The sequence below is a fragment of the Methanocorpusculum vombati genome, assembly GCF_026891935.1.
In the GTDB taxonomy this organism is placed as follows: domain Archaea; phylum Halobacteriota; class Methanomicrobia; order Methanomicrobiales; family Methanocorpusculaceae; genus Methanocorpusculum; species Methanocorpusculum vombati.
Genome location: NZ_JAPTGC010000004.1, coordinates 160,580 through 181,750, shown reverse-complemented (window position 1 = coordinate 181,750; position 21,171 = coordinate 160,580). Strand labels below are relative to the sequence as shown.

Genomic DNA, 21,171 nt, shown 5'->3' with positions numbered 1-21,171 from the left:
GTGCAGGATAAGGGATGAGTGGGAGCTTCGCGAGCATTTGCCGTCGCGCTTGCGATAGCAACGCCGCCCGCCCAGCTCTGGGCGGGATGGCGAGCGACGAAGAGCAAATGCGACGAGCGAAGCAGCGGCGCGAAGCGACGCATCTGCGTTATCTGCGTTTTCTTTTTCAGGTATCCCACTCACCACTCCCCCACCAACAGCTTCCAGAAAAAACTACAAAGTACTTTCGTCACATCACATCGAAAAAGGGGTTGAGAGAAATTCTCATCCTTTCAGTTCCCCTCCGCACCCACCATCTGATTAATCAGAATCTCCGCAATATCCGAGCTGTACTCACTAATCCTGTGCATACTATTCGCAATCGTCGTCAGTGCAACCGCCTCTTTTACCTTCATCTTCTGCGTCAGCACCGACAGCGCATGATACTCCGGCAGCAGATCATCCGCCGCCTCAATAATCGCATTCGCCTCCGGAATACTATCCGCATAAATCGCCTTAATACTCCGGTTGAAAATATCCAGCGCCGCCTCCCCCGCCTTCGTCACCTTCGCAACAACCGTATGATCCACCCGCATATCAATCAGCACCAGCGCCGCCTCCGAAATCGCCACCGCATGATCCCCCACCCGCTCAATAATCCGGGAAATCTGATAATACGTCGCAGCCTTCGAAGGAGCAATCTCCATCCTCCGCGACAATGCAGGATTCGTCACAATCAGAGAAAACTGCCGGTGCACCAGCCAGTGCAGACGATCCACATCCGTATCACGTGCAGACACATCCTCCGCAAGCTCACGGCGTCCCTGCTCAAGCGCATACAGCGCATCCTCATGCATCGCCTTCACAATCACATACATCCTGCGAATCGTATTCTCAAACGGCATCTCCGAAGGATTCAGAATATCCTTCAGAATAATACTGTTGTCGCTCTCCTCCGCAACCTCCTGACCGATCGTCATCTGCGTAAACTTCCGCACCACCTGCCGCACCTTTGGCGGAATCCGGCCGGCAGACGTAACACGAATCGTCGTAAACCCGGAAATATAGGCACCAATCAGCGACCGCAGCAGCATATCCGGAACCGGATAATCCTTCAGGGAAAACTCCTTAATCCGGATCGTACTGTCATACGTCAGATTCGGCGTCAGCAGAAGCGTCCCGTCCGCCTGGGCAATTACCCCGACAGGATCATTCTTCTCAATCTTCTGCTGGCGCACCCAGCCCTTCGGCAGAGAAATCACATACGACGACCCGCCTGTAACCTGCACTTTCCGGATTTCCATAACTTGATAATACTCTATGTCACCAACAATATTTATTGACATCTATAGAATCTCTATACGCACAATAGGTGAATAGAAACTCTGCATCCGAATAGTTGCGATAGTGACCGCAGGAGACTATGTCGATCATCACTATACCGGATTATCCTCAACAGAATGAGCGGAAGCTGACGCATAACGGCGTCAATCTTCCGGGTGTAATTAGTATGCGTAGTGCAAAGCGTTTCAACAAAGCAGGTCTTGCTGCCATCCTTACCGCAGCAGTCCTCGCTCTTGCCGTTCTCTCGGCCGGATGTGTCGGCACAGACACTCCGTCCGAACCTGCCGGAACCATCTCGGTTGCCGGCTCCACGACCGTTCTTCCTGTTGCCCAGGCAGTAGCCGAAGTATACATGGACAAACACGCAACCGCCGACATTCAGATCAGCGGCGGCGGCTCGGGAGTCGGTGTTACCGCCGTATCCTCCGGAACCGCAGATATCGGGATGCTCTCCCGTGACCTGAAATCCTCCGAAAAGGAAGGTCACACCTTCAAAGAATATGTCATCGGACGTGACGGCATTGCCATCATTGCCCACCCGTCCAACAGCGTTTCCGCCCTCACGCTTGCACAGGTAAAAGACATCTATCAGGGCAGAATCACTAACTGGAAAGAACTCGGCGGCGCAGACACTGAAATCGTCCTCGTCGGCCGTGACAGCGCATCCGGAACCCGGGAGTTCTTCACCGAGTTCGTCTTAGCCAAAGAGGATGCCGCAAAGACCATGCAGGAACTCAACTCGAACGGGGCTGTGCAGAAGAGTGTTGCCCAGACTCCCGGCGCAATCGGCTACGTCTCCCTTGAGTACGTGGACGACACCGTCAAAGCCTTCACCATCGACGGAGTCACCCCCTCGGTCGCCACCGTCATTGACGGAACCTACACAATCAACCGTCCGCTCCTCATGATCACCGACGGTGAACCAACCGGTCTTGCCAAGAGTTACCTTGAGTTCATCCTCTCCGCCGACGGCCAGAAAATCTTACGCGACAACGGCTTTGTCCCGGTCGCATAAAGATTCAACCATCTTTTTTTCGGGGAAACAATGACAGAACACACAAACACTGCAGCCCGCAGCCGGGTTGTGCGGGAAAAAGTCATCAGATTCGTCTGGCTTCTTACCGCCCTGCTATCGGCTGCTGCTGTTGTATTCATCCTCGGTTATCTGATCTATACCGCTCTTCCTGCATTCACCGAAGTGGGAATATCCGGATTTTTCTTCAACGCTGACTGGAACCCGACCGGTTCTGTTCCTTCCTACGGCGTTGCCGCATTAATTATTGACACACTGCTTGTCACCCTTGGGGCACTGATCTTTGCGGTTCCTTTAGGTCTTGCCACTGCGGTGTACCTTTCCTATCTTGCCCCGCCCAGAATCCGCGACATGGTAAAACCGATCATCGAACTCCTTGCCGGAATTCCGTCGGTCGTGTACGGTTTTTTTGGCATGGTGGTTCTCTGCAGCTTCCTGCGGACAACCCTTGACATTCCGAGTGGGTTCTCCTGGCTTGCCGCCTCGGTAATTCTGGGAATCATGGCGCTGCCGACGATCGTTTCCGTTTCCGAAGATGCGCTATTTGCGGTTCCCAAAGATTACAAGGAAGCATCCCTCGGTCTTGGTGCAACCTACTGGCACACCATCTCCCGTGTTCTTCTGCCTGCCGCCGCATCCGGAATTTCCGCCGCGGTTGTTCTCGGCATGGGACGGGCAATCGGTGAAACCATGGCGGTTATGATGGTTGCCGGAAACGCTGCGATCATCCCTGAACCCATCTGGAACGTTCTTTCGCCGGTCAGAACCCTGACCGCAACCCTGGGTATCGAAATGGCGGAGGTGGCAACAGGCAGTATGCATTACTATGCCCTCTTCGGTGTTGCGGTCATTCTGCTGGTCATTGCCCTTGTGGTAAACCTTGCATCCGCCTGGATTATGAAACGGACACAGGCCGGACGAGGATCCGCGCCGCGTCTTTCTGCCGGATGCCGAAAGCGGCTGAAACTGTTTTCAGCCGCAATACTCTGTGTGGTATTCTTCTGCTTCCTTGCGGCGGCTCTCGGTCTTCTCTGGGCAGTGGTCGCTGCTGCGCTGGCCTGCGTCTGGTACTTCGGTCGGGCAAAGGTCTCCCACAAAATTGCCGAGCTGGGTTCGTTCGGTGTTATCTATGCCTGTACTGCCGCGGTCATCCTGATCCTCGCGGTCATTCTGTGGGACATCTTCTCAAATGGTCTTCCTGTAATTTCATGGGAGTTCCTCACCGAAGGTCCCCGCGACCTGGGACGGGACGGAGGTATTTACCCGGCGATTATCGGTACCCTGCAGCTCGTCGGCGGTGCGATTCTTGCGGCACTTCCGATTGGTATCGGGGCCGCGATTTATTTCATCGAGTACGCCCGCGAGAATTTCCTGACCCGTGCACTGCGGATCGGAAACGATCTCCTGAATGGTACGCCTTCCATTGTGTTTGGTCTGTTCGGGTTTGCGTTCTTTGTGATCTATCTCAACTGGGGCATCTGTATGCTCGCCGGTCAGATCTGTCTCGCCTTAATGATTCTGCCGACGATTATCAGAACCACGGAAGAGGCACTCAAGTCCGTGCCGGGTTCCCTGCGGGAGGCATCGCTCGGTCTTGGCGCAACCAAATGGCAGACGATTAAAAAAGTCGTCCTGCCGTCTGCTGCTCCCGGTATTCTGACCGGAGCTATTCTCTCCATCGGAAGAGCCGCAGGAGAGACGGCACCGATCATGTTTACTGCGGTGGTGTTTACGAAACGGTTCGTCACCATGGATGTTTTTGATCCTGTTATGGCGCTGCCGTTCCATTTGTATGTCCTTTCGACCAGCGTTCCGGGCGCGACCGCACAGCAGTATGGAACAGCCGTTGTGCTGATTGTGCTCGTGATGGCAATCTATCTTGCCGCAGTTCTTCTGCGCAGGCATTTCCAACAGAAACTTCTGAGATAAATTATGACAAGCGTTATTCAGACACATCATCTGAACCTTTCGTACGGTTCAAAACAGGCACTCTTTGACGTGGACTTTCCGTTTGCGGAGAAGAAGGTTACTGCCCTTATCGGTCCGTCCGGCTGCGGGAAGTCCACACTTCTCCGCTGTCTGAACCGAATGAATGATCTTATTCCAACCTGTAAGATTACCGGAGAGATTCTGTTTCGGGACGAAAATATTCTGGACGCTGATCCGGTAGAGCTGCGCAAACAGATCGGCATGGTCTTTCAGCGTCCCAATCCGTTTCCGAAGTCGATTTATGACAACATCGCCTACGGCCCGCGTGCCCACGGCGAGCGGGATGCAGGGAGGCTTGATGCAATCGTGGAGAACAGTCTGAAGGGGGCTGCCCTTTGGGATGAGGTCAAAGACCGGCTGCATGATTCGGCCCTCGGACTATCCGGAGGTCAGCAGCAGCGTCTCTGCATTGCACGAACACTTGCGGTGAGTCCGGAGATTATTCTGATGGACGAGCCGTGTTCGGCACTGGATCCGATCGCAACCTCGAAGATTGAGACACTGATTACCGATCTGAAACAGAAGTACACGGTGATTATTGTCACCCATAATATGCAGCAGGCTGCCCGGGTGAGTGATACGACCGGTTTTATGTATCTCGGCAAACTTGTTGAGGTGGATGATACGAAGAAGATCTTTTCCAATCCCGCAGAAGAGCTGACTGAACGTTATGTGACCGGAAGGTTTGGTTAAATGAATGAGTATTTTCATCTGGAACTGGGTTCCTATAAGGATCAGGTAAACTGGTACGGGCGTTTTGCCTTAGGTATGCTGAAAAATTCCCTGATGGCATTTGAGACGGTTGATCGCGAGATTGCGGCGGATGTTGTCCGGCAGAAGGAGTATATTGCAAGTCAGTATGATCTGCTGAACGAGCGGGGGGTGCTGCTGATTGCGCTGAATCAGCCGATGGCTACCGATCTCCGTGTGATTGCCTGTAGTCTGGATATGATTACGTCGTCGGAGCGGGTAGGCCGGTACGGGAAGGATATCGGTGAGCTTGTGGTGCAGTTTACGGATCGTGCACATGTTGCCCCGCTTGCGAAGCAGATAGGTGAGATGGGCCGGGTGACGACTTCGATGCTGGAGATTGTGTACAACAGTTTTGCGGCGGGGGAGGTTGTGTCGCTGGGGTCGCTTGCGGGGATGGAGGAGGCGGTTGACGGGATGTATTCTGTCATCTATGATGATTGTGTTGCAGCGATGGAGCAGGATGTTTCGGTTGTTCCGCAGTGCAGTGCATATCATATGATAAACCGGTATCTGGAGAGGTGTGCGGATCATGCCTGCCGGATGGGTGAGAAGGTCTATTATATGCAGACCGGGAAGCGTGTGTCGATTGATGGTATCAGCCGGACGGGCTGATCCTGATTATTTTTCGGGCGTCACTGAGTGATGCCCCGGGTATCTGAAAAAATATTGAAAAAAAGATCAGCGTTTCCGCCGTATCAGGAGTGCGAGTACGCCGAATCCGATAATGATGACACCGATGAGTGCTATGGTCGGGTGCTGTTTGATCAGATCCATAAAGACTTCGGAGGCTTTTGCTTCTTTGGAGAGGACGAAGCTGATGTCGTAGGTTGTGCCCGCTTCGAATTTGATTGTCTGTTCGTCGTCAAGATATCCTTCTTTTTTCAGAAGAACCACGTGTGTTCCCGGGGCAATGTCGGTCTGGGTGGTGGGAGTGAAGCCTTTGTAGTTGTTGTCGATGAAGACGTTGGCCCCGGCAGGGTTGGAGGAGATGATGAGGGTTGCAACGGTCGGGGTGGGTTTTGGCGTGGGTGTTGCTGTCGGAGTCGGGGTTGCGGTGGCGGTCGGCGTTGTTGTTCCTGTTGCGGTGGGGGTCGGAGTCGGAGTTTTTGTTGGTGTTTTGGTGGGTGTTGCGGTGGCGGCTGAGGAGCCGACGATGATTTTCTTTTCTGCGGTGGAGATGACCACTTTGCCGGTACTTTCCTCTGCGCTGAGGAGCAGGTATTCGTCACCGAGGGTGTTCTGGGGGATCGTGCCGGTTACGGTTACGGTTGCTATGATTTCGTGGGAGTAGGAGAGGATGAATCCGTTTATGGAGTAGTATTTGCCGGTGCGCTGAAGTGTGGTGAGCGGTGTTCCTTCCACGTGGGTAATTTCGCAGGTCCACTTGGCGTCGGAGAGATCGGTCGTCAGGTAGAGCTGGTGATCTGTGGGAAAGCTCCGGAGAATGGTGATTTCCAGTTCGGCGGTAACGGTGTCTCCCGGCATGAGTACGCCGGAGGGGGATACTTTTATGTCGGTGTTGGAGTGCCAGGCGGCTGCCGGCATGCAGCAGAGTCCGGCAAGGAGGAGTACTGCAAGGAGGCAGAGGGTGAGTTTTTGGTGTTTCATCGCGGTCACATACTTCGTTTGAATATCTCTTCTCTTTCGTTCGGGAGGCTATATATTTTCTGACGGGATGGGGGGATGCGGTGTTCTCTCCCGTCTGTGATGCGGTCGGGGTTTTGTGTTTGTTTGGGAAAAAATGTTTCTGGGTATGGGCAGAATATGTTGTCCTACAGGAAATATGTTTAGGGTTATACCCCCTAAACATGTGGTGAGAGTCCGGAATGTTTCAGGGTATACCCCTAACATGTCAATAGTTTCCCGCAACCAGTATATGCAGCAGATTCTGTGTTTGAGATTGTGGAGGGGGCCAGGCATGTCCATATCGCGGATTTTCTGCTGATGGACGGATATTAATTTCTTTGCCCTTCTTTTTTTGTTCTGATGTTCAGATTTGTACACAATGTTGTGATGAATGTTGTGATGACCGATTTTCACCTCCGGAAATGAAAATTTTCTCACGTGCGGGATGCTATTCTTTACTGTAGATGTTTCTAAGATCAAAAGAGGTTTGGGGTATGGTGTCAGGACTGCCGACACCGTTTCCGCAGATGCCGGAGCAGGTATCCGGGCGCATGCTTTCCCATCCACAGCAGATGCAGGATTGTTTTACAGATTCTGATCAAATGCGGCCTGTCCGCATAGGCTGCATCGAACCATTCACTGACGCCTGCATAGCCGTCTGCGGTTTTCATCCGGCTCTCCCGCTGTATTTCCAGACATTTCCGGCATTCATCGCGTACCCCAAGGATAAGGAATATTTCTATGGCAGCTCTATCGATGGATTGTATGTGGCTAACACTCTCTCAATCTCCTCCATACTCTCATACTCTCCCAGCTCAATTTTCAGAAGTCCGTGATTCTGCCGCTTGTCTTCCGGAGGAAGTGTCAGGTAATCCCCGTACACATTGGTAAGAACATTATGGTATTTCACGGGGACCGGAAAGAAAAATCCTTCAAAAGGAAGAGACATGACAGCATCAAAAATATCGGCATCCATGATATCGGTTTTTGCGGAGAATGCTGCTGCTATTTTCTTTTTTGTCTGCTGGGTATTGTAATGTGAATACACGCGTTCCCGGATCAATACTAACCGGTTATCGGAAAGATAACGAACAGGCAGCGTCGCACAATAGCGATATAATTTTCTGAATGGAGAGGTTGTGGGAAAATAATTCCGGAGAACGCTCATTGCAGAGAGGAAATATTTTCTCAGGAAAAGATATACCGAGGCTTGTATTTTTCCATCGGGAAAATTATCATAGGGAAAAATATCGATCCAGACTCCTTTATGCATGGGAATCCGGGCAAGATAACCTTCTAATGCAATCGTATCATCCAAGCAGATTTTGAGAAATGGATAGACGTAGTTTCTTTCGGTCTGGGAATTGAGCAGATAGAAGGGGTGTGTCAATTCAGTACTGCAAGCAGAGAGAAATTTTTCATACTCTTCTCTTGGCATTGCGATATCAATATCATCATCCCAAGGAATGAAACCCTGATGGCGTACTGCTCCTAATAGAGTGCCGCCCGTGAGAATATAACGGATCGAATGTTTCTCACAGATTCGATTGACTTCAAGAAGAATTATTAACTGCACGAGCTGCAGTTTTCTTAACTGATTATTCATCCAACATCCACCTACCACCTGAATTTCTTCACGCCGCGTACTTCATTCCATCCGCGACGGAGGAGATTACACACAAATTTCCGAAGTGAGATGATACGCCCCGTAAGTACCACATCATCAAGCGGGGCACGGGATACCAGCAATCTCACGGATGGCATATATTTCTCAGGTGTATTCCCCCACGGAGAAAGAAAGAGGTAACGCCAGTACTCATAAGAAACTGGATGTGTGATATTTCTCCAAGGCTTCTCTCCAATATAATGGATAATACAGTTTGTGTAATCATTATCCGGATGGAATAAAACACAGTTGTTGTATGTTTCCGGCAGAATTTTCACATCCTGAGAAAAGGCAATGTTTAATAAATCCTGATCGGGCATGGGGAGCTCCGGGTATTTTTTCAGTATCTTTTCTGTTGTGGATTTTAGATTGTATTCAGTCCGGATTTTTTTCAAATTCATGAGAAGAAAACCTGAGTTGAAATAATTTTCATGAGGAACGTTCATTTCTTCATGACGTTTCCAAATAGATTTATCCCAGTCAAACATGCAGCTGTCACGAACTGCGGCGACGGAAAAATTTTCATCCCACCATTCCTGATACCATATTTCTGCCAGATCACAGGTAACAACAATGTCGCCATCAAGATAGAGAACCCAGTCTATACCTGACAAAAGATTCGGAGCGAACAAACGCAGGTACGCTGCGGGAGTCCATTGTTTTGTTCCCGGATGATTGAGAACATACTCCGGAAGTTCAATGTGATGATAACAAATTTCAACGCCGAACATCCCCTCCAGTTGATGATATTTCAGCTGAGTTTCCTGGTACTCAGGAGACGTCTTATGCAGATTTTCATCGTACAACAGATGTACCGTTACCGGCAGGGAACAGTTCATCACAAGAGAGGTTATCGTAACGCCGATGTGCTGATTGTACTGATCGGCCAAATCCCAGACACCAAACATTACATGCAGTCGTTCTTCTCTCATGCCTTCTCCTCATCCCATTTGTGACGCCAGACGATCGTATTGAAAACCTCATGAACTCGCATCCAGGGTGGTGTGGGAAGATAGGACAAGAACCACAGTAATCTCTTATGCCGGTTCCATCCAACCGTTACACGGGAAAGCTGATCCCGTGCCTCCTTGTGATTGCCGCGATCCAGATTATTCAAAACCGTTGAGAGAATCCATCGCTCATGATAACTCACGATCTCGGATGTTTGTTCAGCTGCTGACAACTCCGCATCTGCGGGAACCTGTACCACAAATCCTCTGCTGTACTTGCAGAGTGATGATGGAAGCTCCGCCAGATAGGTTCCAAGCAGTTGCGGTTCATATGCGACCTCATGAAGTAACGCCATTCGCGTAATCAGATCCGTATCCTCCCCGATCACATAATCCGTCCTGAACAATCCGATATCCATAACCGCCGCACGCTCACACACCACACAAAACGTCTGGATGGCAAAACCGTCATACTCCATACTTGCCCGGAAAATATCGATGTATCCGCGGGGAACCGACATAATTCTGTTCATCACATGCCCGTCCTGAAACTTCCAGCGATGCCCGCCGATGAACATCTTTGCCGCCGGAAAATCCGCAATAAGCCGTTCCATCACCGCCAGATACTCCGGCACCCAGAGATCATCCGCATCCAGAAACGCCACATACCTTCCGCGTGCCGCAAGAATCCCGTCGTTTCTCGCATTCGCCGCACCCTTCCCTGACTGCACCACAAATCGGAACCGTGCCGGCTCCGCTGCTGCAAACTCCCGGCAGATCCCATCTGTATTGTCCGAAGACACCCCGCCGATCATCACCACCTCATACGACGAACACGTCTGCGCAAGCACTGACGCAATCGTATCCCGGATATACGGCTCCTTATTATACACCGGCATAATTACCGAAAACAGCGGTGCTGTTTCCGTACTCAACCGCTCAACCGTAACAGATTTCGAAGAACTCATACATTCATCCAGACAAAACGCGAAAGCTCACGCTCTTCGCGAAAGAAAATTTCATATATCGCCACAGCGAAAAAAACAGAGCCGGACCTCACAGGCAGTTTGGCGACGCTATGGGGCCGGCAACAGCTGTTTTTTTCAAAAAGTCATCAAACGATCCCTGACTCCTCTGCCTATCCCTCCCTGCCGCGTAACCGGTTCTGCAAATACACTACAGACATTGTATCATCAACCGGAGTACACAACCTGCCGGTACTTCAGGTATGCATCCTGCACCAAAAATATCTGGCGGAGCAATGTACCCAAAACTGTTCCATATGTCTGCCATTTGTTCCAAAATGGAACAAATATGACAAGAATTAATAAATTCTGCAAAATTGTATGATTATCTGGAATGAGAAAAGGGAGTTTGTCTGCCGCAAAAAACAAACGGATCAAAGTCTATGCACGCCTGACTCCGGAAGCCTACGCACTCTTCGAAGAGATTGCCCTCTCCCGCGGTGACACCTCTGTCGCCAGCATCGTCACCGAAGCCTGCGAAGAATTTTCCCGCGAATATCAGACCCAGGCACTCCGGCGTGCCATCCATGACTCCCCCGAATACAAAAAACTCGAACAACGGGTGAAAAGAATGCTCGGGTACGAATAAATTTCATCACCACTGTTCATTTTGTTCCCGAACTTACCCAGCTCAAGCCCGCTGACAAAAAAATCTCCCGCAAAAAAAGAAAAAAATTATGGTGACCCGGACTCTCCGTCCGAATCATTATGGTGCAGAGCCTGATACCGCTGCATCTCCCGGTCGCGCAGCTCAACCCTGCGCACCTTCCCGGAGATCGTCTTCGGCAGCTCCTCCACAAACTCAACCGCACGCGGATACTTATACGGCGCAGTCGTCTTCTTCACATGATTCTGCAGCTCCTTGATCAGCTCATCCGACGGCTTCCACCCATCCTTCAGAACCACAAACGCCTTCACAATCACACCGCGGATCGGATCCGGACTGCCCACAACCGCCGACTCCTTCACCGCCGGATGCTCAATCAGTGCCGACTCCACCTCGCTCGGGCCGATCCGGTATCCCGAACTCTTAATGATATCATCATCGCGGCCCATGAACCAGAAGTATCCATCCTCATCCTTCACCGCCTTATCGCCCGTATAATACCAGCCGTTCACAAACACCGATGACGTCGCCTCGGGATTATCCAGATACTCCTTAAAAAGACCAACCGGACTGGGATCCTTCGTCTTGATCGCAATCTTCCCCTCCTCGCCGGCCGGAACCTCATGCCCGTCCTCATCATGCAGCTGCACGCACCATCCCGGCGCAGGCTTCCCGATCGACCCCGGCTTATTCGGAATACACGGGAACGTACCGATAACCATCACCGTCTCCGTCTGACCGTACGCCTCATAGATCGTCTTCCCCGTCGCCTCCTCCCAGACACGCGTCACCTCCGGATTCAGCGCCTCACCTGCCGACACACAGTGCCGCAGCTCCGAAAAATCAAACGCCTCAAGATCCGCTAAGATCAGCATCCGGTAAATCGTCGGCGGCGCACAGAACGTCGTAATCTCATAGTGCTCAAGTAACGGCAGAAGCTCCGTAGCATTAAACTTCCCCCGATAATCATACACAAACACGCAGGCCCCCTGCATCCAGGGACCGTAGAACTTCCCCCACGATGACTTACCCCATCCCGTATCCGCAACCGTAAAGTGCAGATCATTCTCCGTCAGATCATACCAGAACCGGCCCGTCACAATATGCCCCAGCGGATACGCATGCGTATGCAGAACCATCTTCGGCTCGCCCGTCGTACCCGACGAAAAGAAGATCAGCATAGGATCGGCTGCCTTCGTCCGGACACTCCGTGCCAGCGGAATCAGCTTCGTTGACGCAGGTGCAGGGTGGACAAGCTCTGTCTGATAATTAATCCATCCGGGCAGTCCCCCGTCCGTCAGAAACTTCACGGAAAGCGTCGGACACTCGGACAGGATCTCCTCAATCTTCCAGGAGTTCTCCATATCCGTCACAATCATCTTGAACTTACCCTGATTAATACGGTACTTCAGATCGTGCGGAGTAAGAATGCAGGGAGACGGACAGAACACAGCACCGATCTTAATCGCTGCAATCGCAAAGGTCCACCATTCCGGAACCCGCGGCAGCAGAATCATCACACGGTCGCCCTTACCGATGTTCTGCTTAAACATCATATTCGCAATCTGATTGGACAGATTCATCATGTGGCGGAAAGTAAAATACTTCTCCTCCCCTTTCTGATTCGTCCAGATCATCGCGAGCTTGTTTCTGTCTTTCTTCGCCCATGCATCGACTACGTCGAATCCGAAGTTGTAGTACTCCGGCACGGCAATCGAGAACGTGGAATAAGTTTCCTCGTAATCCGTCATATTGTGTGCTGCCGTTTCGGTCATGCAGTACTAGTATTGAACGCCTGCGGGGATAAACTCTCGTGGTCATCTTACGGGAAAACATTTATGCAGAATCGATACCGATACAAACATGATGGGACGAACGATACGCAGACTCTGGATAACTGTTGCCACCTGCTGCTTCCTTGCAATATTTGCCGTGGACTTTCTCCTCAGTTCCCTTTTTGAAACCTACGGCATGCCGATTGTCGACGCCGCCATCCTCAAAATGCATGCCTATGAAGGATCACCCCTCCAGACCGTCCCGGTCGAATACGTCAACACCTTTCGCGGCTGGCTGCATTTTCTCTTCCCTGCAACCACCGCAGTTGCCCTCGCTGCCCTCTGCTGGAAACTCGGAAAACTCTACCGCAAAAAAGATCCCGACCCCAGTCCGGGCAAGCCCAAAACGTAACTCCTCCCTTCGCGCTCCCTTACCTTTGGTAACTGCCGATCGGATCTGATTTTTCGGAATTCGCGTGGAAACATCCTCTTTTATCAAACTGCCAAATATCCGCAAATCTCCTTAAAACAAATGTTTATATAGAACTGCAATACAAATAATTAGTTGTACAAGTATCAGGTAATTACCATGGAGAAAAAAACGAAAACCCCGGCTGAAGAAAAACCGGCGGCAGAGGAACCTCCGGTGACTACCGTTGAAGAGACTCCGGTTGATCCGGTTGCCGAACTCACCAAAAAATATGATGAGGTAAACGACCGGTATCTCCGTCTCGTCGCAGAGTTTGAAAATTACAAAAAACGCACCCAGCGTGATGCAGAAAACACCGTTCGTTACGCGAACGAAAAGTTTGCCCGCGACATGCTTGACGTTTTGGACAACTTCGAACGTGCACTCAAAGGCGGTGACGACGATCTCAGGTCAGGACTCGAACAGATACACAAACTGTATCTCTCCGTCCTTTCCCGCAACGGTGTAGAACCCATGAATGCCGAAGGATCCCCGTTTGATCCCAACCGGCACGAAGCAGTCGCCCACATCCCGTCCGACTCGCCCGAAGGAACCGTCATCGACGAAGCAATACGCGGCTACACCATGCATGACAAAGTGCTCCGGCATGCAAAAGTTGCCGTATCACGTGGAAACGAATGAATACTTCACAAAGGTGAAACAATTGGCAGATAAAATCAGTAACAAAGTAATTGGAATCGACCTTGGAACAACCAACTCCTGCCTTGCCGTCATGGAAGGCGGCAGTCCGATCGTCATTGCAAACGCCGAAGGATTCCGGACTACCCCGTCCGTCGTCGGCTTCTCCAAAGACGGCGAACGGCTGGTAGGAAACGTCGCAAAACGTCAGGCAATCACCAACCCAGGGAGAACCATCAGTTCCATCAAACGCCACATGGGCAGTGATTATCACGTTGATATCGACGGCAAGAAGTACTCTCCGCAGGAGATCTCCGCAATGATTCTGCAGAAACTCAAGATGGACGCAGAAGCATACCTCGGAGAAAAAGTACAGAAAGCCGTCATCACCGTTCCGGCCTACTTCAACGATGCACAGCGTCAGGCAACCAAAGACGCAGGAAAGATCGCAGGTCTTGAAGTTCTTCGTATCATCAACGAACCCACCGCGTCCGCTCTTGCATATGGCCTGGAGAAGGAAAACGAAGTAACCGTTCTCGTCTACGATCTCGGCGGAGGAACATTCGATGTCTCCATCCTGACGCTTGACGACGGTCTCTTTGAAGTCAAGGCAACCGCCGGAAACAACCGTCTCGGCGGCGATGACTTCGACCAGAGAGTCATCGACTACCTTGCCGACGAGTTCAAAAAGAAGGAGGGAGTGGATCTCAGAAAGGATGCAGTCGCCATGCAGCGGTTAAAGGACGCAGCCGAAAAGGCGAAGATTGAACTTTCCTCGCTGCAGAAAGCGAACATCAACCTGCCGTACATCACCGCAGATGCCTCCGGTCCGAAACACCTCGATATTGATCTGACCCGGGCAAAGTTCGAGCAGCTCATCGACGATCTCGTCCAGAAGACTGTCGAGCCGGTCAAACAGGCATTAAGCGATGCAGGTCTCTCCGCATCCGACATTGATCACGTTCTGCTCGTTGGCGGTTCCACCCGTGTACCGGCAGTCGTTGACACCGTGAGAAAACTCCTCGGCAAAGAACCGGACAAGAACATCAACCCGGACGAGTGTGTCGCTCTCGGTGCTGCCGTGCAGGGTGCAGTCCTGACCGGCGAGACCAAGGACGTTGTGCTTCTTGATGTGACCCCGCTGACTCTCGGCATTGAGACGCTCGGCGGTATTGCAACCAAACTCATCGAGAGAAACACCACAATTCCGACGAGAAAGAGCCAGATCTTCAGCACCGCAGCCGACAACCAGACGTCCGTTGAAATCCACGTCGTGCAGGGAGAACGTCAGTTCGCCCGCGACAACTTCAGCCTCGGCAAGTTCCAGCTGACCGGCATTCCGCCGGCTCCGCGCGGAATGCCGCAGATTGAGGTGACGTTTGATATCGATGCGAACGGTATTGTTCACGTCTCCGCAAAGGATCTTGGTACCGGCCACGAGCAGTCCATGACCATCACCGGCAGAAAGGATCTCAACAGCGATGAGATCGATAAGATGGTCAACGATGCAAAGCAGTATGAGGAAGAGGACAAGAAGCGTCGCGAGGAGATCGAGCTGCGCAACAATGCCGACAACGCCGTCTATGCTGCAGAGAAACTCGTAAACGACAAAGAGACCGCCGACAAGATCGAGGCCGAGGACAAGGAAAAGATCGAGAAGGCAGCAGGCGAACTCAAAGAAGTTCTGGCAAAGGAGGACGCGGCAACCGAGGATATCAAGGCAAAGATGGACGCTCTGCAGGAGGTTGTGTTTGCGGTGACCTCGAAGATGTACCAGAAGATTCAAGCTGAGCAGCAGGCCGCAGCGGGTGCCGCTGGTGCGGCAGGCGCAAATGCGGGCTGCGATGGAAACTGCGGCGGCGACTGCGGTGCAGGCGCCAAGCAGGATGATAACGTGGTTGATGCGGACTACGAAGTAAAGAAGGACTAATCCCCTTCTTTTCCAGGTGAATGACAATGGGTTCGGAATCGTACTATGATGTCTTGGGTGTTCCCCGCAATGCGACGGAGACGGACATCAAAAAGGCATACCGGAACCTCGCCAAGAAGTATCACCCTGACGTCTGCAAGGAGGCGGGCGCCGAGGAGAAGTTCAAGTCGATCAATGAAGCGTATGCGGTACTGTCGGATGAGTCGAAGCGCCGCCAGTATGATCAGCTGGGCCACGAGAACTTTACGAATGCGTCGAAGGGAAGTTACGGCGGAGGGCCGGGCGGTGCCGGGTTTAATGCGGACTTCTCCGGGTTCGGGGATATCTTTGATTCGTTCTTCGGCGGTGGCGGACGGCGTTCCGGTCCCCGTCAGGGTGATGATCTTCTGATGCGTATTCAGATCAGTCTTGAGGATGCGGTCTTTGGTGCGCAGAAGGAGATCGAGGTGATGCATACCGAGCAGTGTCCGGACTGTGACGGGACGGGCAGTTCGACGAAGAAGACTACAACGTGTCCGAAATGCGGCGGAACCGGTCAGATCAAGCAGGTCAGAAACTCGATCTTTGGTCAGATGGTGACGGCGTCACCCTGTCCGAACTGCGGCGGCCGCGGGAAGATTCCGGAGTCGGTGTGCCGGAAGTGTAATGGTACCGGCAGAACGAAGGTCCGGCGCAAGGTTACGGTGCATGTCCCTCCGGGCATTGAGTCCGGGATGCGTCTGCGGATGGAGGGGTACGGCGAGGCCGGGGATTACGGTGCGCCGAACGGGGATCTCTATATTGAGGTTCGCGTGATGCCGAACTCTCGGTTCGATCGCGAGGATGATAATCTGGTGACGCAGTATGAGATTACACCTGCCCAGGCTGCTCTTGGCTGTGAGGTTCTGATCGAGACGCTGGATAAGAAGAAGGTGTCGCTGAAGGTTCCGGCGGGTATTTCCTATGGGACGCGGATGCGGATTCCGGGTGAGGGTGTCCGGAGACGCGGGAACTTTGGCAGTCTGCTGGTGCGGATTGTGATTGCGACGCCGAAGAAGTTGTCCGCGGCTGAGCGGGAGTTGTATGAGCAGCTTCTTGCGGCGGAAGGGAATGCGCCGAAGACGAAGGATGCAAAAGAGCCGAAGGAGTCGAAGAGTTCTCCGGGGTCTGATGCGCCGAAGGAAGAGAAGAAAAAGAAGCGCGGCTTCTTTAAATAAATATTTTTTTTTTGGATTTTTCTGTATTTTTTTCGTTCGATTCAATCGAAGAATTTTCCTTTGAAAAAGTTCTCGTTTCCCAGTTTTTTTGCTGTCAGCCGGAACATGACGCAGCCGTCCGGGCATACGATTTCTTTGGTATATTTGTCACTGCCGCCGATGTTTTCCAAATCTCCGCCGCTTCTGACTGCTTCCATTACGGGAAACAGAATCATCATTACTTTGGAGCAGATTCCCTGTCCGTCTGTGTTTACGGGACAGCCATAGGTACAGGTATAGGTATCTCCAATTTCTTCACCGTTTCGGCAGTAGCGTTCGGTGTGATCGTTGCGGAGAAATCCTGTTACTTCGATTTTAAATTCGTATTCTTCGTCATACCATTTTTTCATGGGGATTCACCCGGGTTTCCATTTGTTTTTGTTTGGTTTTGTATGCATACGCTCTTTCCGGGAATGAAGATGTTGTATTGTGTTTTCTTCTTTTTGTGGTCGGTGTGTTTCCTTGATGCGGCGGGCATGGCTCTGCGGTGCGGGTCGTGAGATGTTTTCGGAATACCGGTGCAGCACCTCACAAACCGAATTATTTTAATGCGTAGACGTCATTGTAATTAGTGCAATCTTGCATCGATAGTGTAGTGGTTATCACTAGGCGTTGCCAACGCCTAAACTCGGGTTCGAGTCCCGGTCGATGCACTTCTTTTTCCGGTTTCTATGATTGTTGTTCTTGGTGTTGGTAATTCTCTGCATGGTGATGACGGAGCGGGCCCTGCGACTGCTGCGGGGGTTGCGGCTCTGGGACTGCCGGGTGTTGCTGCGTATGATTGTGGTACGGCGCCGGAGAATTTTACGGGTGTGGTGCGTCGGGCAGCCCCGGATCTTCTGGTGATTGTGGATGCGGCGGAGATGGGGCTTCCGGCGGGTTCGGTGCGGAGGATTCCTGCGGAGCGGATTTGTGATACGGCGATAGGTACGCATATGCTGGCGTTGTCACATCTGGTGCGGTTTTTGGCGGATGCGGCGGGGAGGATTGTGGTTGTGGGGGTGCAGCCTTTCTGGATGGGAGAGAGGGAGGGGTTGAGTGCGGAGGTTGAACGGGGGGTTGCGGAGGTTGTGCGGTGCGTGCGGGAGGGGGATCTGGAGAGGATTGGGGTGATGGGGTGAAATGTTATTCGCTTCTGGGGAAAACGGAGGGTATGATAAGGTGGTTTTACTGGGGAGACTCTCTACAGGTATGTCTCCTCCTTCTGGCATGCTATCTTTTTTCTTGTCTTGTTTCATCCAGATGTCTGTATGGGGTATGAACGTTTTGAGCTTGGAGACGTTACTGATGTGGTGATTTCACTCCCTATGTTAGTGAACTGAAATCTCGATTAACAGTTGATAAATTATGATTTGAAGTCGTGCATTGTACAGATACTCGGATTGAAATTACCCGAAGGATGTAACCTTCTGAGAGGATTGTCGTCATACTTCTCGCAGGTATGACATGCCGAAATGGACTACATGGATATCACATCCATTTCAATCCGCGTACTTACACGAGGTATGACTTGGTATCCATTACAATAAAGTTGAGGCTGCTGTATTTCAATCCACATACTGTAACAAGGTACGACAACGTGGAAAGAACCTGCATTAACGGGTGGAATATTTCAATCCACGTACCTCCGTGAGGTACGACCGAAAACCGCATCCGGGACGCCGCAAAGCAAAATTTCAATCCACGTACCTCCGTGAGGTACGACGACAATCGATTTAAACGCAGAACGTGCACCATCCAATTTCAATCCACGTACCTCCGTGAGGTACGACTGCTGTTCACACTACCGCCGTTTGCGACAACAAATTTCAATCCACGTACCTCCGTGAGGTACGACTTGAGGAGGACTTCCAGTCGTTCATGGACTTTGTAATTTCAATCCACGTACCTCCGTGAGGTACGACCGGTCGCTTCCGTTTTTGGGCTTCTTTTCTGGTATTTCAATCCACATACCTCCGTGAGGTACGACGAGGGGCGAGGTTGGCGAGGTACTGATCGAAGATTTCAATCCACGTACCTCCGTGAGGTACGACATGATGTTCCTGATTTCCGGCCAACTCTGAATGAATTTCAATCCACGTACCTCCGTGAGGTACGACCGAGATCCCGCAGTGTGCACGCGCAACGCAGCAAATTTCAATCCACGTACCTCCGTGAGGTACGACTAAGATTCGCACGCTGTTCCGTTCTGGTCGTAATTTCAATCCACGTACCTCCGTGAGGTACGACCCGGCTTGCCTGCAACAACTGACGTGTTTGTCGATTTCAATCCACGTACCTCCGTGAGGTACGACATTGCCGGTCGTGTCCACGCTGTAGGATATTTGATTTCAATCCACGTACCTCCGTGAGGTACGACGTTCTGAGAGGGCTGTGTACAAGTGGAAAACTATTTCAATCCACGTACCTCCGTGAGGTACGACCCATCCCTTGTTGGGCGGATGCCGCTCGGTAAATTTCAATCCACGTACCTCCGTGAGGTACGACGATAAGCTGGCCACTGATAACGGTTGGGAAATGATTTCAATCCACGTACCTCCGTGAGGTACGACTTCCGGTTGTTTCCCCGCTAGGGATACATATACGATTTCAATCCACGTACCTCCGTGAGGTACGACGTGAGGAAGGGGTAATGTCTGATAAGCCCAAAAAAATTTCAATCCACGTACCTCCGTGAGGTACGACCTAGTTCAGGTTCTGGTGCTATTGAGTGGGGAAATTTCAATCCACGTACCTCCGTGAGGTACGACGCTCCCGTGTCACCAGTTCCCACAACATATCCCGGAAATTTCAATCCACGTACCTCCGTGAGGTACGACATCCCGAGCGGTTCCACGCAGAAGCCAAGATCAATTTCAATCCACGTACCTCCGTGAGGTACGACCCCGGCCCCAACGAATGCCGGATAGGCGAATGGATTTCAATCCACGTACCTCCGTGAGGTACGACGTTGTAGTTTGTCCCCGGAACACAGTCGCACAATTTCAATCCACGTACCTCCGTGAGGTACGACCAACCCGCACGAGTTTATCGCTAAGGTGGAAACCATTTCAATCCACGTACCTCCGTGAGGTACGACACACGCGATCGAGACTGGGAAATGCAGGTACGTGATTTCAATCCACGTACCTCCGTGAGGTACGACGTTTTCCAAGTGGTCGCTCCCCGAATCATTGATTTCAATCCACGTACCTCCGTGAGGTACGATCTGCCGCACTCCGCGGAAAACATGGCGAACGAAATTTCAATCCACGTACCTCCGTGAGGTACGACGGAGCTGCTCCGGCGGGTGATCCGGATGGAGACTATTTCAATCCACGTACCTCCGTGAGGTACGACACAACCGGCAGTATACGTATACGTTTACGGTTATTTCAATCCACGTACCTCCGTGAGGTACGACGTGGATGACATGAGTTTCCCGTTTTTGTCATATATTTCAATCCACGTACCTCCGTGAGGTACGACCCAAAACCCACAACATCCAACGAGGAAAAATATTTCAATCCACGTACCTCCGTGAGGTACGACGCGGTCACGGTGTGCCGGAAACGCGGGGAGCGATTTCAATCCACGTACCTCCGTGAGGTACGACGAACACCGACCGCCGCAATACCGCCGATAATGAATTTCAATCCACGTACCTCCGTGAGGTACGACCCACCTGCAAGACCGCCTTCGCGCGTCCAAGTATTTCAATCCACGTACCTCCGTGAGGTACGACATTCTGACAGCTCCTCTGACGGGTGGTCTGGGGATTTCAATCCACGTACCTCCGTGAGGTACGACGTCGTCGTTAACAGCCTTATTTCCAAGCGTAATTTCAATCCACGTACCTCCGTGAGGTACGACTATCTACCAGTTTAGCACCCGCCGCGGCAACTGATTTCAATCCACGTACCTCCGTGAGGTACGACCGGTCGGGGTTTTGCAGGTAGTGGCGGTCGACGTATTTCAATCCACGTACCTCCGTGAGGTACGACTTTTTCGGGTGGCTTCGGCACGCGGAAAACGTAATTTCAATCCACGTACCTCCGTGAGGTACGACTACCATTGAGTAGATTTCGGTGTAGTCTTCTTCGATTTCAATCCACGTACCTCCGTGAGGTACGACCAGTTCCTCCGTATATGTATCCCAAAGGAAGCGAGTA

General features: G+C 51.7%; 18 protein-coding genes, 1 tRNA gene and 1 CRISPR repeat array (1 of these 20 running past the window's edge). Of the genes, 11 read left to right on the top strand and 8 right to left on the bottom strand.

Annotated features, from left to right (window positions below):
* Nucleotides 1-272: 272 nt before the first annotated feature.
* Nucleotides 273-1,268 (bottom strand): phosphate uptake regulator PhoU, encoded by a 996-nt coding sequence (locus O0S09_RS04315; protein WP_268922725.1) that lies wholly within the window; start codon nucleotides 1,266-1,268, stop codon nucleotides 273-275.
* Between the two features lie 221 nt (nucleotides 1,269-1,489).
* Here O0S09_RS04315 and O0S09_RS04310 point away from each other — a divergent pair, with 221 nt between their 5' ends.
* From O0S09_RS04310 to O0S09_RS04295, 4 genes are read left to right on the top strand one after another with little or no spacing between them, the layout of a single operon-like run.
* Nucleotides 1,490-2,338 (top strand): phosphate ABC transporter substrate-binding protein, encoded by an 849-nt coding sequence (locus O0S09_RS04310; RefSeq protein ID WP_268922724.1) that lies wholly within the window; start codon nucleotides 1,490-1,492, stop codon nucleotides 2,336-2,338.
* Nucleotides 2,339-2,368: 30 nt separating this feature from the next.
* Nucleotides 2,369-4,285 carry a phosphate ABC transporter permease PstA gene (gene pstA / locus O0S09_RS04305; protein WP_268922723.1) on the top strand — a complete coding sequence of 639 codons (1,917 nt, stop codon included), beginning with the start codon at nucleotides 2,369-2,371 and terminating at the stop codon, nucleotides 4,283-4,285.
* 3 nt (nucleotides 4,286-4,288) lie between these two features.
* Nucleotides 4,289-5,038: a phosphate ABC transporter ATP-binding protein PstB gene (pstB, locus tag O0S09_RS04300; protein WP_268922721.1), complete on the top strand. Its 750-nt coding sequence runs from the start codon at nucleotides 4,289-4,291 to the stop codon at nucleotides 5,036-5,038.
* Nucleotides 5,039-5,710 (top strand): phosphate signaling complex PhoU family protein, encoded by a 672-nt coding sequence (locus tag O0S09_RS04295; protein WP_268922720.1) that lies wholly within the window; start codon nucleotides 5,039-5,041, stop codon nucleotides 5,708-5,710.
* A gap of 66 nt (nucleotides 5,711-5,776) precedes the next feature.
* On the opposite strand, the gene O0S09_RS04290 is transcribed toward O0S09_RS04295, so the two are convergent.
* From O0S09_RS04290 to O0S09_RS04270, 5 genes are all read right to left on the bottom strand, one after another.
* Nucleotides 5,777-6,706 carry a PEGA domain-containing protein gene (locus O0S09_RS04290; protein WP_268922719.1) on the bottom strand — a complete coding sequence of 310 codons (930 nt, stop codon included), beginning with the start codon at nucleotides 6,704-6,706 and terminating at the stop codon, nucleotides 5,777-5,779.
* A 518-nt stretch (nucleotides 6,707-7,224) separates the two neighbouring features.
* Nucleotides 7,225-7,395, bottom strand: a complete 171-nt coding sequence (locus O0S09_RS04285) for a hypothetical protein (protein ID WP_268922718.1) — start codon at nucleotides 7,393-7,395, stop codon at nucleotides 7,225-7,227.
* 68 nt (nucleotides 7,396-7,463) lie between these two features.
* Nucleotides 7,464-8,330: a LicD family protein gene (locus tag O0S09_RS04280; RefSeq protein WP_268922717.1), complete on the bottom strand. Its 867-nt coding sequence runs from the start codon at nucleotides 8,328-8,330 to the stop codon at nucleotides 7,464-7,466.
* Nucleotides 8,331-8,341: 11 nt separating this feature from the next.
* Nucleotides 8,342-9,322, bottom strand: coding sequence for a glycosyltransferase family 8 protein (locus O0S09_RS04275; protein ID WP_268922716.1), 981 nt, complete (start codon nucleotides 9,320-9,322; stop codon nucleotides 8,342-8,344).
* Entirely contained in the window at nucleotides 9,319-10,308 is a 990-nt protein-coding gene (locus O0S09_RS04270; RefSeq protein ID WP_268922715.1) for a glycosyltransferase family 2 protein, read from the bottom strand. The genes O0S09_RS04275 and O0S09_RS04270 overlap by 4 nt, the downstream gene beginning before the upstream one ends.
* 391 nt (nucleotides 10,309-10,699) lie before the next feature.
* Between O0S09_RS04270 and O0S09_RS04265 the strand changes: the two genes are divergently transcribed.
* Nucleotides 10,700-10,954 (top strand): hypothetical protein, encoded by a 255-nt coding sequence (locus tag O0S09_RS04265; RefSeq protein WP_268922714.1) that lies wholly within the window; start codon nucleotides 10,700-10,702, stop codon nucleotides 10,952-10,954.
* A gap of 86 nt (nucleotides 10,955-11,040) precedes the next feature.
* On the opposite strand, the gene O0S09_RS04260 is transcribed toward O0S09_RS04265, so the two are convergent.
* The gene (locus O0S09_RS04260; protein WP_268922713.1) at nucleotides 11,041-12,747 is read right to left on the bottom strand and encodes an AMP-binding protein; all 1,707 of its coding nucleotides are present in this window, start codon (nucleotides 12,745-12,747) and stop codon (nucleotides 11,041-11,043) included.
* An 88-nt stretch (nucleotides 12,748-12,835) separates the two neighbouring features.
* Here O0S09_RS04260 and O0S09_RS04255 point away from each other — a divergent pair, with 88 nt between their 5' ends.
* The 4 genes from O0S09_RS04255 to dnaJ all read left to right on the top strand — a co-directional run bounded on the left by O0S09_RS04255 (nucleotide 12,836) and on the right by dnaJ (nucleotide 16,981).
* A complete protein-coding gene (locus tag O0S09_RS04255; RefSeq protein WP_268922712.1) occupies nucleotides 12,836-13,159 on the top strand; it encodes a hypothetical protein in 324 nt (107 codons plus the stop codon).
* Between the two features lie 177 nt (nucleotides 13,160-13,336).
* Nucleotides 13,337-13,858, top strand: a complete 522-nt coding sequence (locus tag O0S09_RS04250) for a nucleotide exchange factor GrpE (RefSeq protein ID WP_268922711.1) — start codon at nucleotides 13,337-13,339, stop codon at nucleotides 13,856-13,858.
* A gap of 91 nt (nucleotides 13,859-13,949) precedes the next feature.
* Nucleotides 13,950-15,785 carry a molecular chaperone DnaK gene (dnaK, locus tag O0S09_RS04245; RefSeq protein ID WP_425438236.1) on the top strand — a complete coding sequence of 612 codons (1,836 nt, stop codon included), beginning with the start codon at nucleotides 13,950-13,952 and terminating at the stop codon, nucleotides 15,783-15,785.
* 26 nt (nucleotides 15,786-15,811) lie between these two features.
* Nucleotides 15,812-16,981 carry a molecular chaperone DnaJ gene (gene dnaJ, locus O0S09_RS04240; RefSeq protein ID WP_268922709.1) on the top strand — a complete coding sequence of 390 codons (1,170 nt, stop codon included), beginning with the start codon at nucleotides 15,812-15,814 and terminating at the stop codon, nucleotides 16,979-16,981.
* A gap of 41 nt (nucleotides 16,982-17,022) precedes the next feature.
* On the opposite strand, the gene O0S09_RS04235 is transcribed toward dnaJ, so the two are convergent.
* Nucleotides 17,023-17,370: a TIGR04076 family protein gene (locus O0S09_RS04235; protein WP_268922708.1), complete on the bottom strand. Its 348-nt coding sequence runs from the start codon at nucleotides 17,368-17,370 to the stop codon at nucleotides 17,023-17,025.
* A gap of 231 nt (nucleotides 17,371-17,601) precedes the next feature.
* Here O0S09_RS04235 and O0S09_RS04230 point away from each other — a divergent pair.
* Together O0S09_RS04230 and O0S09_RS04225 are read left to right on the top strand one after the other, a co-directional pair.
* Nucleotides 17,602-17,673 (top strand) — tRNA-Gly (locus O0S09_RS04230).
* A gap of 18 nt (nucleotides 17,674-17,691) precedes the next feature.
* Nucleotides 17,692-18,141 carry a hydrogenase 3 maturation endopeptidase HyCI gene (locus O0S09_RS04225; protein WP_268922707.1) on the top strand — a complete coding sequence of 150 codons (450 nt, stop codon included), beginning with the start codon at nucleotides 17,692-17,694 and terminating at the stop codon, nucleotides 18,139-18,141.
* A 488-nt stretch (nucleotides 18,142-18,629) separates the two neighbouring features.
* A CRISPR array of direct repeats spans nucleotides 18,630-21,171; the repeat unit is 32 nt; unit sequence ATTTCAATCCACGTACCTCCGTGAGGTACGAC (it continues 3,620 nt past the right edge of the window).

What these genes read in the sequence shown, in the direction of transcription:
- O0S09_RS04310 (WP_268922724.1), top strand. Translation starts at nt 1,490, where the DNA reads ATGCGTAGTGCAAAGCGTTTCAACAAAGCAGGTCTTGCTGCCATCCTT.
- pstA (WP_268922723.1), top strand. Translation starts at nt 2,369, where the DNA reads ATGACAGAACACACAAACACTGCAGCCCGCAGCCGGGTTGTGCGGGAA.
- pstB (WP_268922721.1), top strand. Translation starts at nt 4,289, where the DNA reads ATGACAAGCGTTATTCAGACACATCATCTGAACCTTTCGTACGGTTCA.
- O0S09_RS04295 (WP_268922720.1), top strand. Translation starts at nt 5,039, where the DNA reads ATGAATGAGTATTTTCATCTGGAACTGGGTTCCTATAAGGATCAGGTA.
- O0S09_RS04290 (WP_268922719.1), bottom strand. Translation starts at nt 6,706, where the DNA reads ATGAAACACCAAAAACTCACCCTCTGCCTCCTTGCAGTACTCCTCCTT.
- O0S09_RS04285 (WP_268922718.1), bottom strand. Translation starts at nt 7,395, where the DNA reads ATGAAAACCGCAGACGGCTATGCAGGCGTCAGTGAATGGTTCGATGCA.
- O0S09_RS04280 (WP_268922717.1), bottom strand. Translation starts at nt 8,330, where the DNA reads ATGAATAATCAGTTAAGAAAACTGCAGCTCGTGCAGTTAATAATTCTT.
- O0S09_RS04275 (WP_268922716.1), bottom strand. Translation starts at nt 9,322, where the DNA reads ATGAGAGAAGAACGACTGCATGTAATGTTTGGTGTCTGGGATTTGGCC.
- O0S09_RS04270 (WP_268922715.1), bottom strand. Translation starts at nt 10,308, where the DNA reads ATGAGTTCTTCGAAATCTGTTACGGTTGAGCGGTTGAGTACGGAAACA.
- O0S09_RS04265 (WP_268922714.1), top strand. Translation starts at nt 10,700, where the DNA reads ATGAGAAAAGGGAGTTTGTCTGCCGCAAAAAACAAACGGATCAAAGTC.
- O0S09_RS04260 (WP_268922713.1), bottom strand. Translation starts at nt 12,747, where the DNA reads ATGACCGAAACGGCAGCACACAATATGACGGATTACGAGGAAACTTAT.
- O0S09_RS04255 (WP_268922712.1), top strand. Translation starts at nt 12,836, where the DNA reads ATGATGGGACGAACGATACGCAGACTCTGGATAACTGTTGCCACCTGC.
- O0S09_RS04250 (WP_268922711.1), top strand. Translation starts at nt 13,337, where the DNA reads ATGGAGAAAAAAACGAAAACCCCGGCTGAAGAAAAACCGGCGGCAGAG.
- dnaK (WP_425438236.1), top strand. Translation starts at nt 13,950, where the DNA reads ATGGAAGGCGGCAGTCCGATCGTCATTGCAAACGCCGAAGGATTCCGG.
- dnaJ (WP_268922709.1), top strand. Translation starts at nt 15,812, where the DNA reads ATGGGTTCGGAATCGTACTATGATGTCTTGGGTGTTCCCCGCAATGCG.
- O0S09_RS04235 (WP_268922708.1), bottom strand. Translation starts at nt 17,370, where the DNA reads ATGAAAAAATGGTATGACGAAGAATACGAATTTAAAATCGAAGTAACA.
- O0S09_RS04225 (WP_268922707.1), top strand. Translation starts at nt 17,692, where the DNA reads ATGATTGTTGTTCTTGGTGTTGGTAATTCTCTGCATGGTGATGACGGA.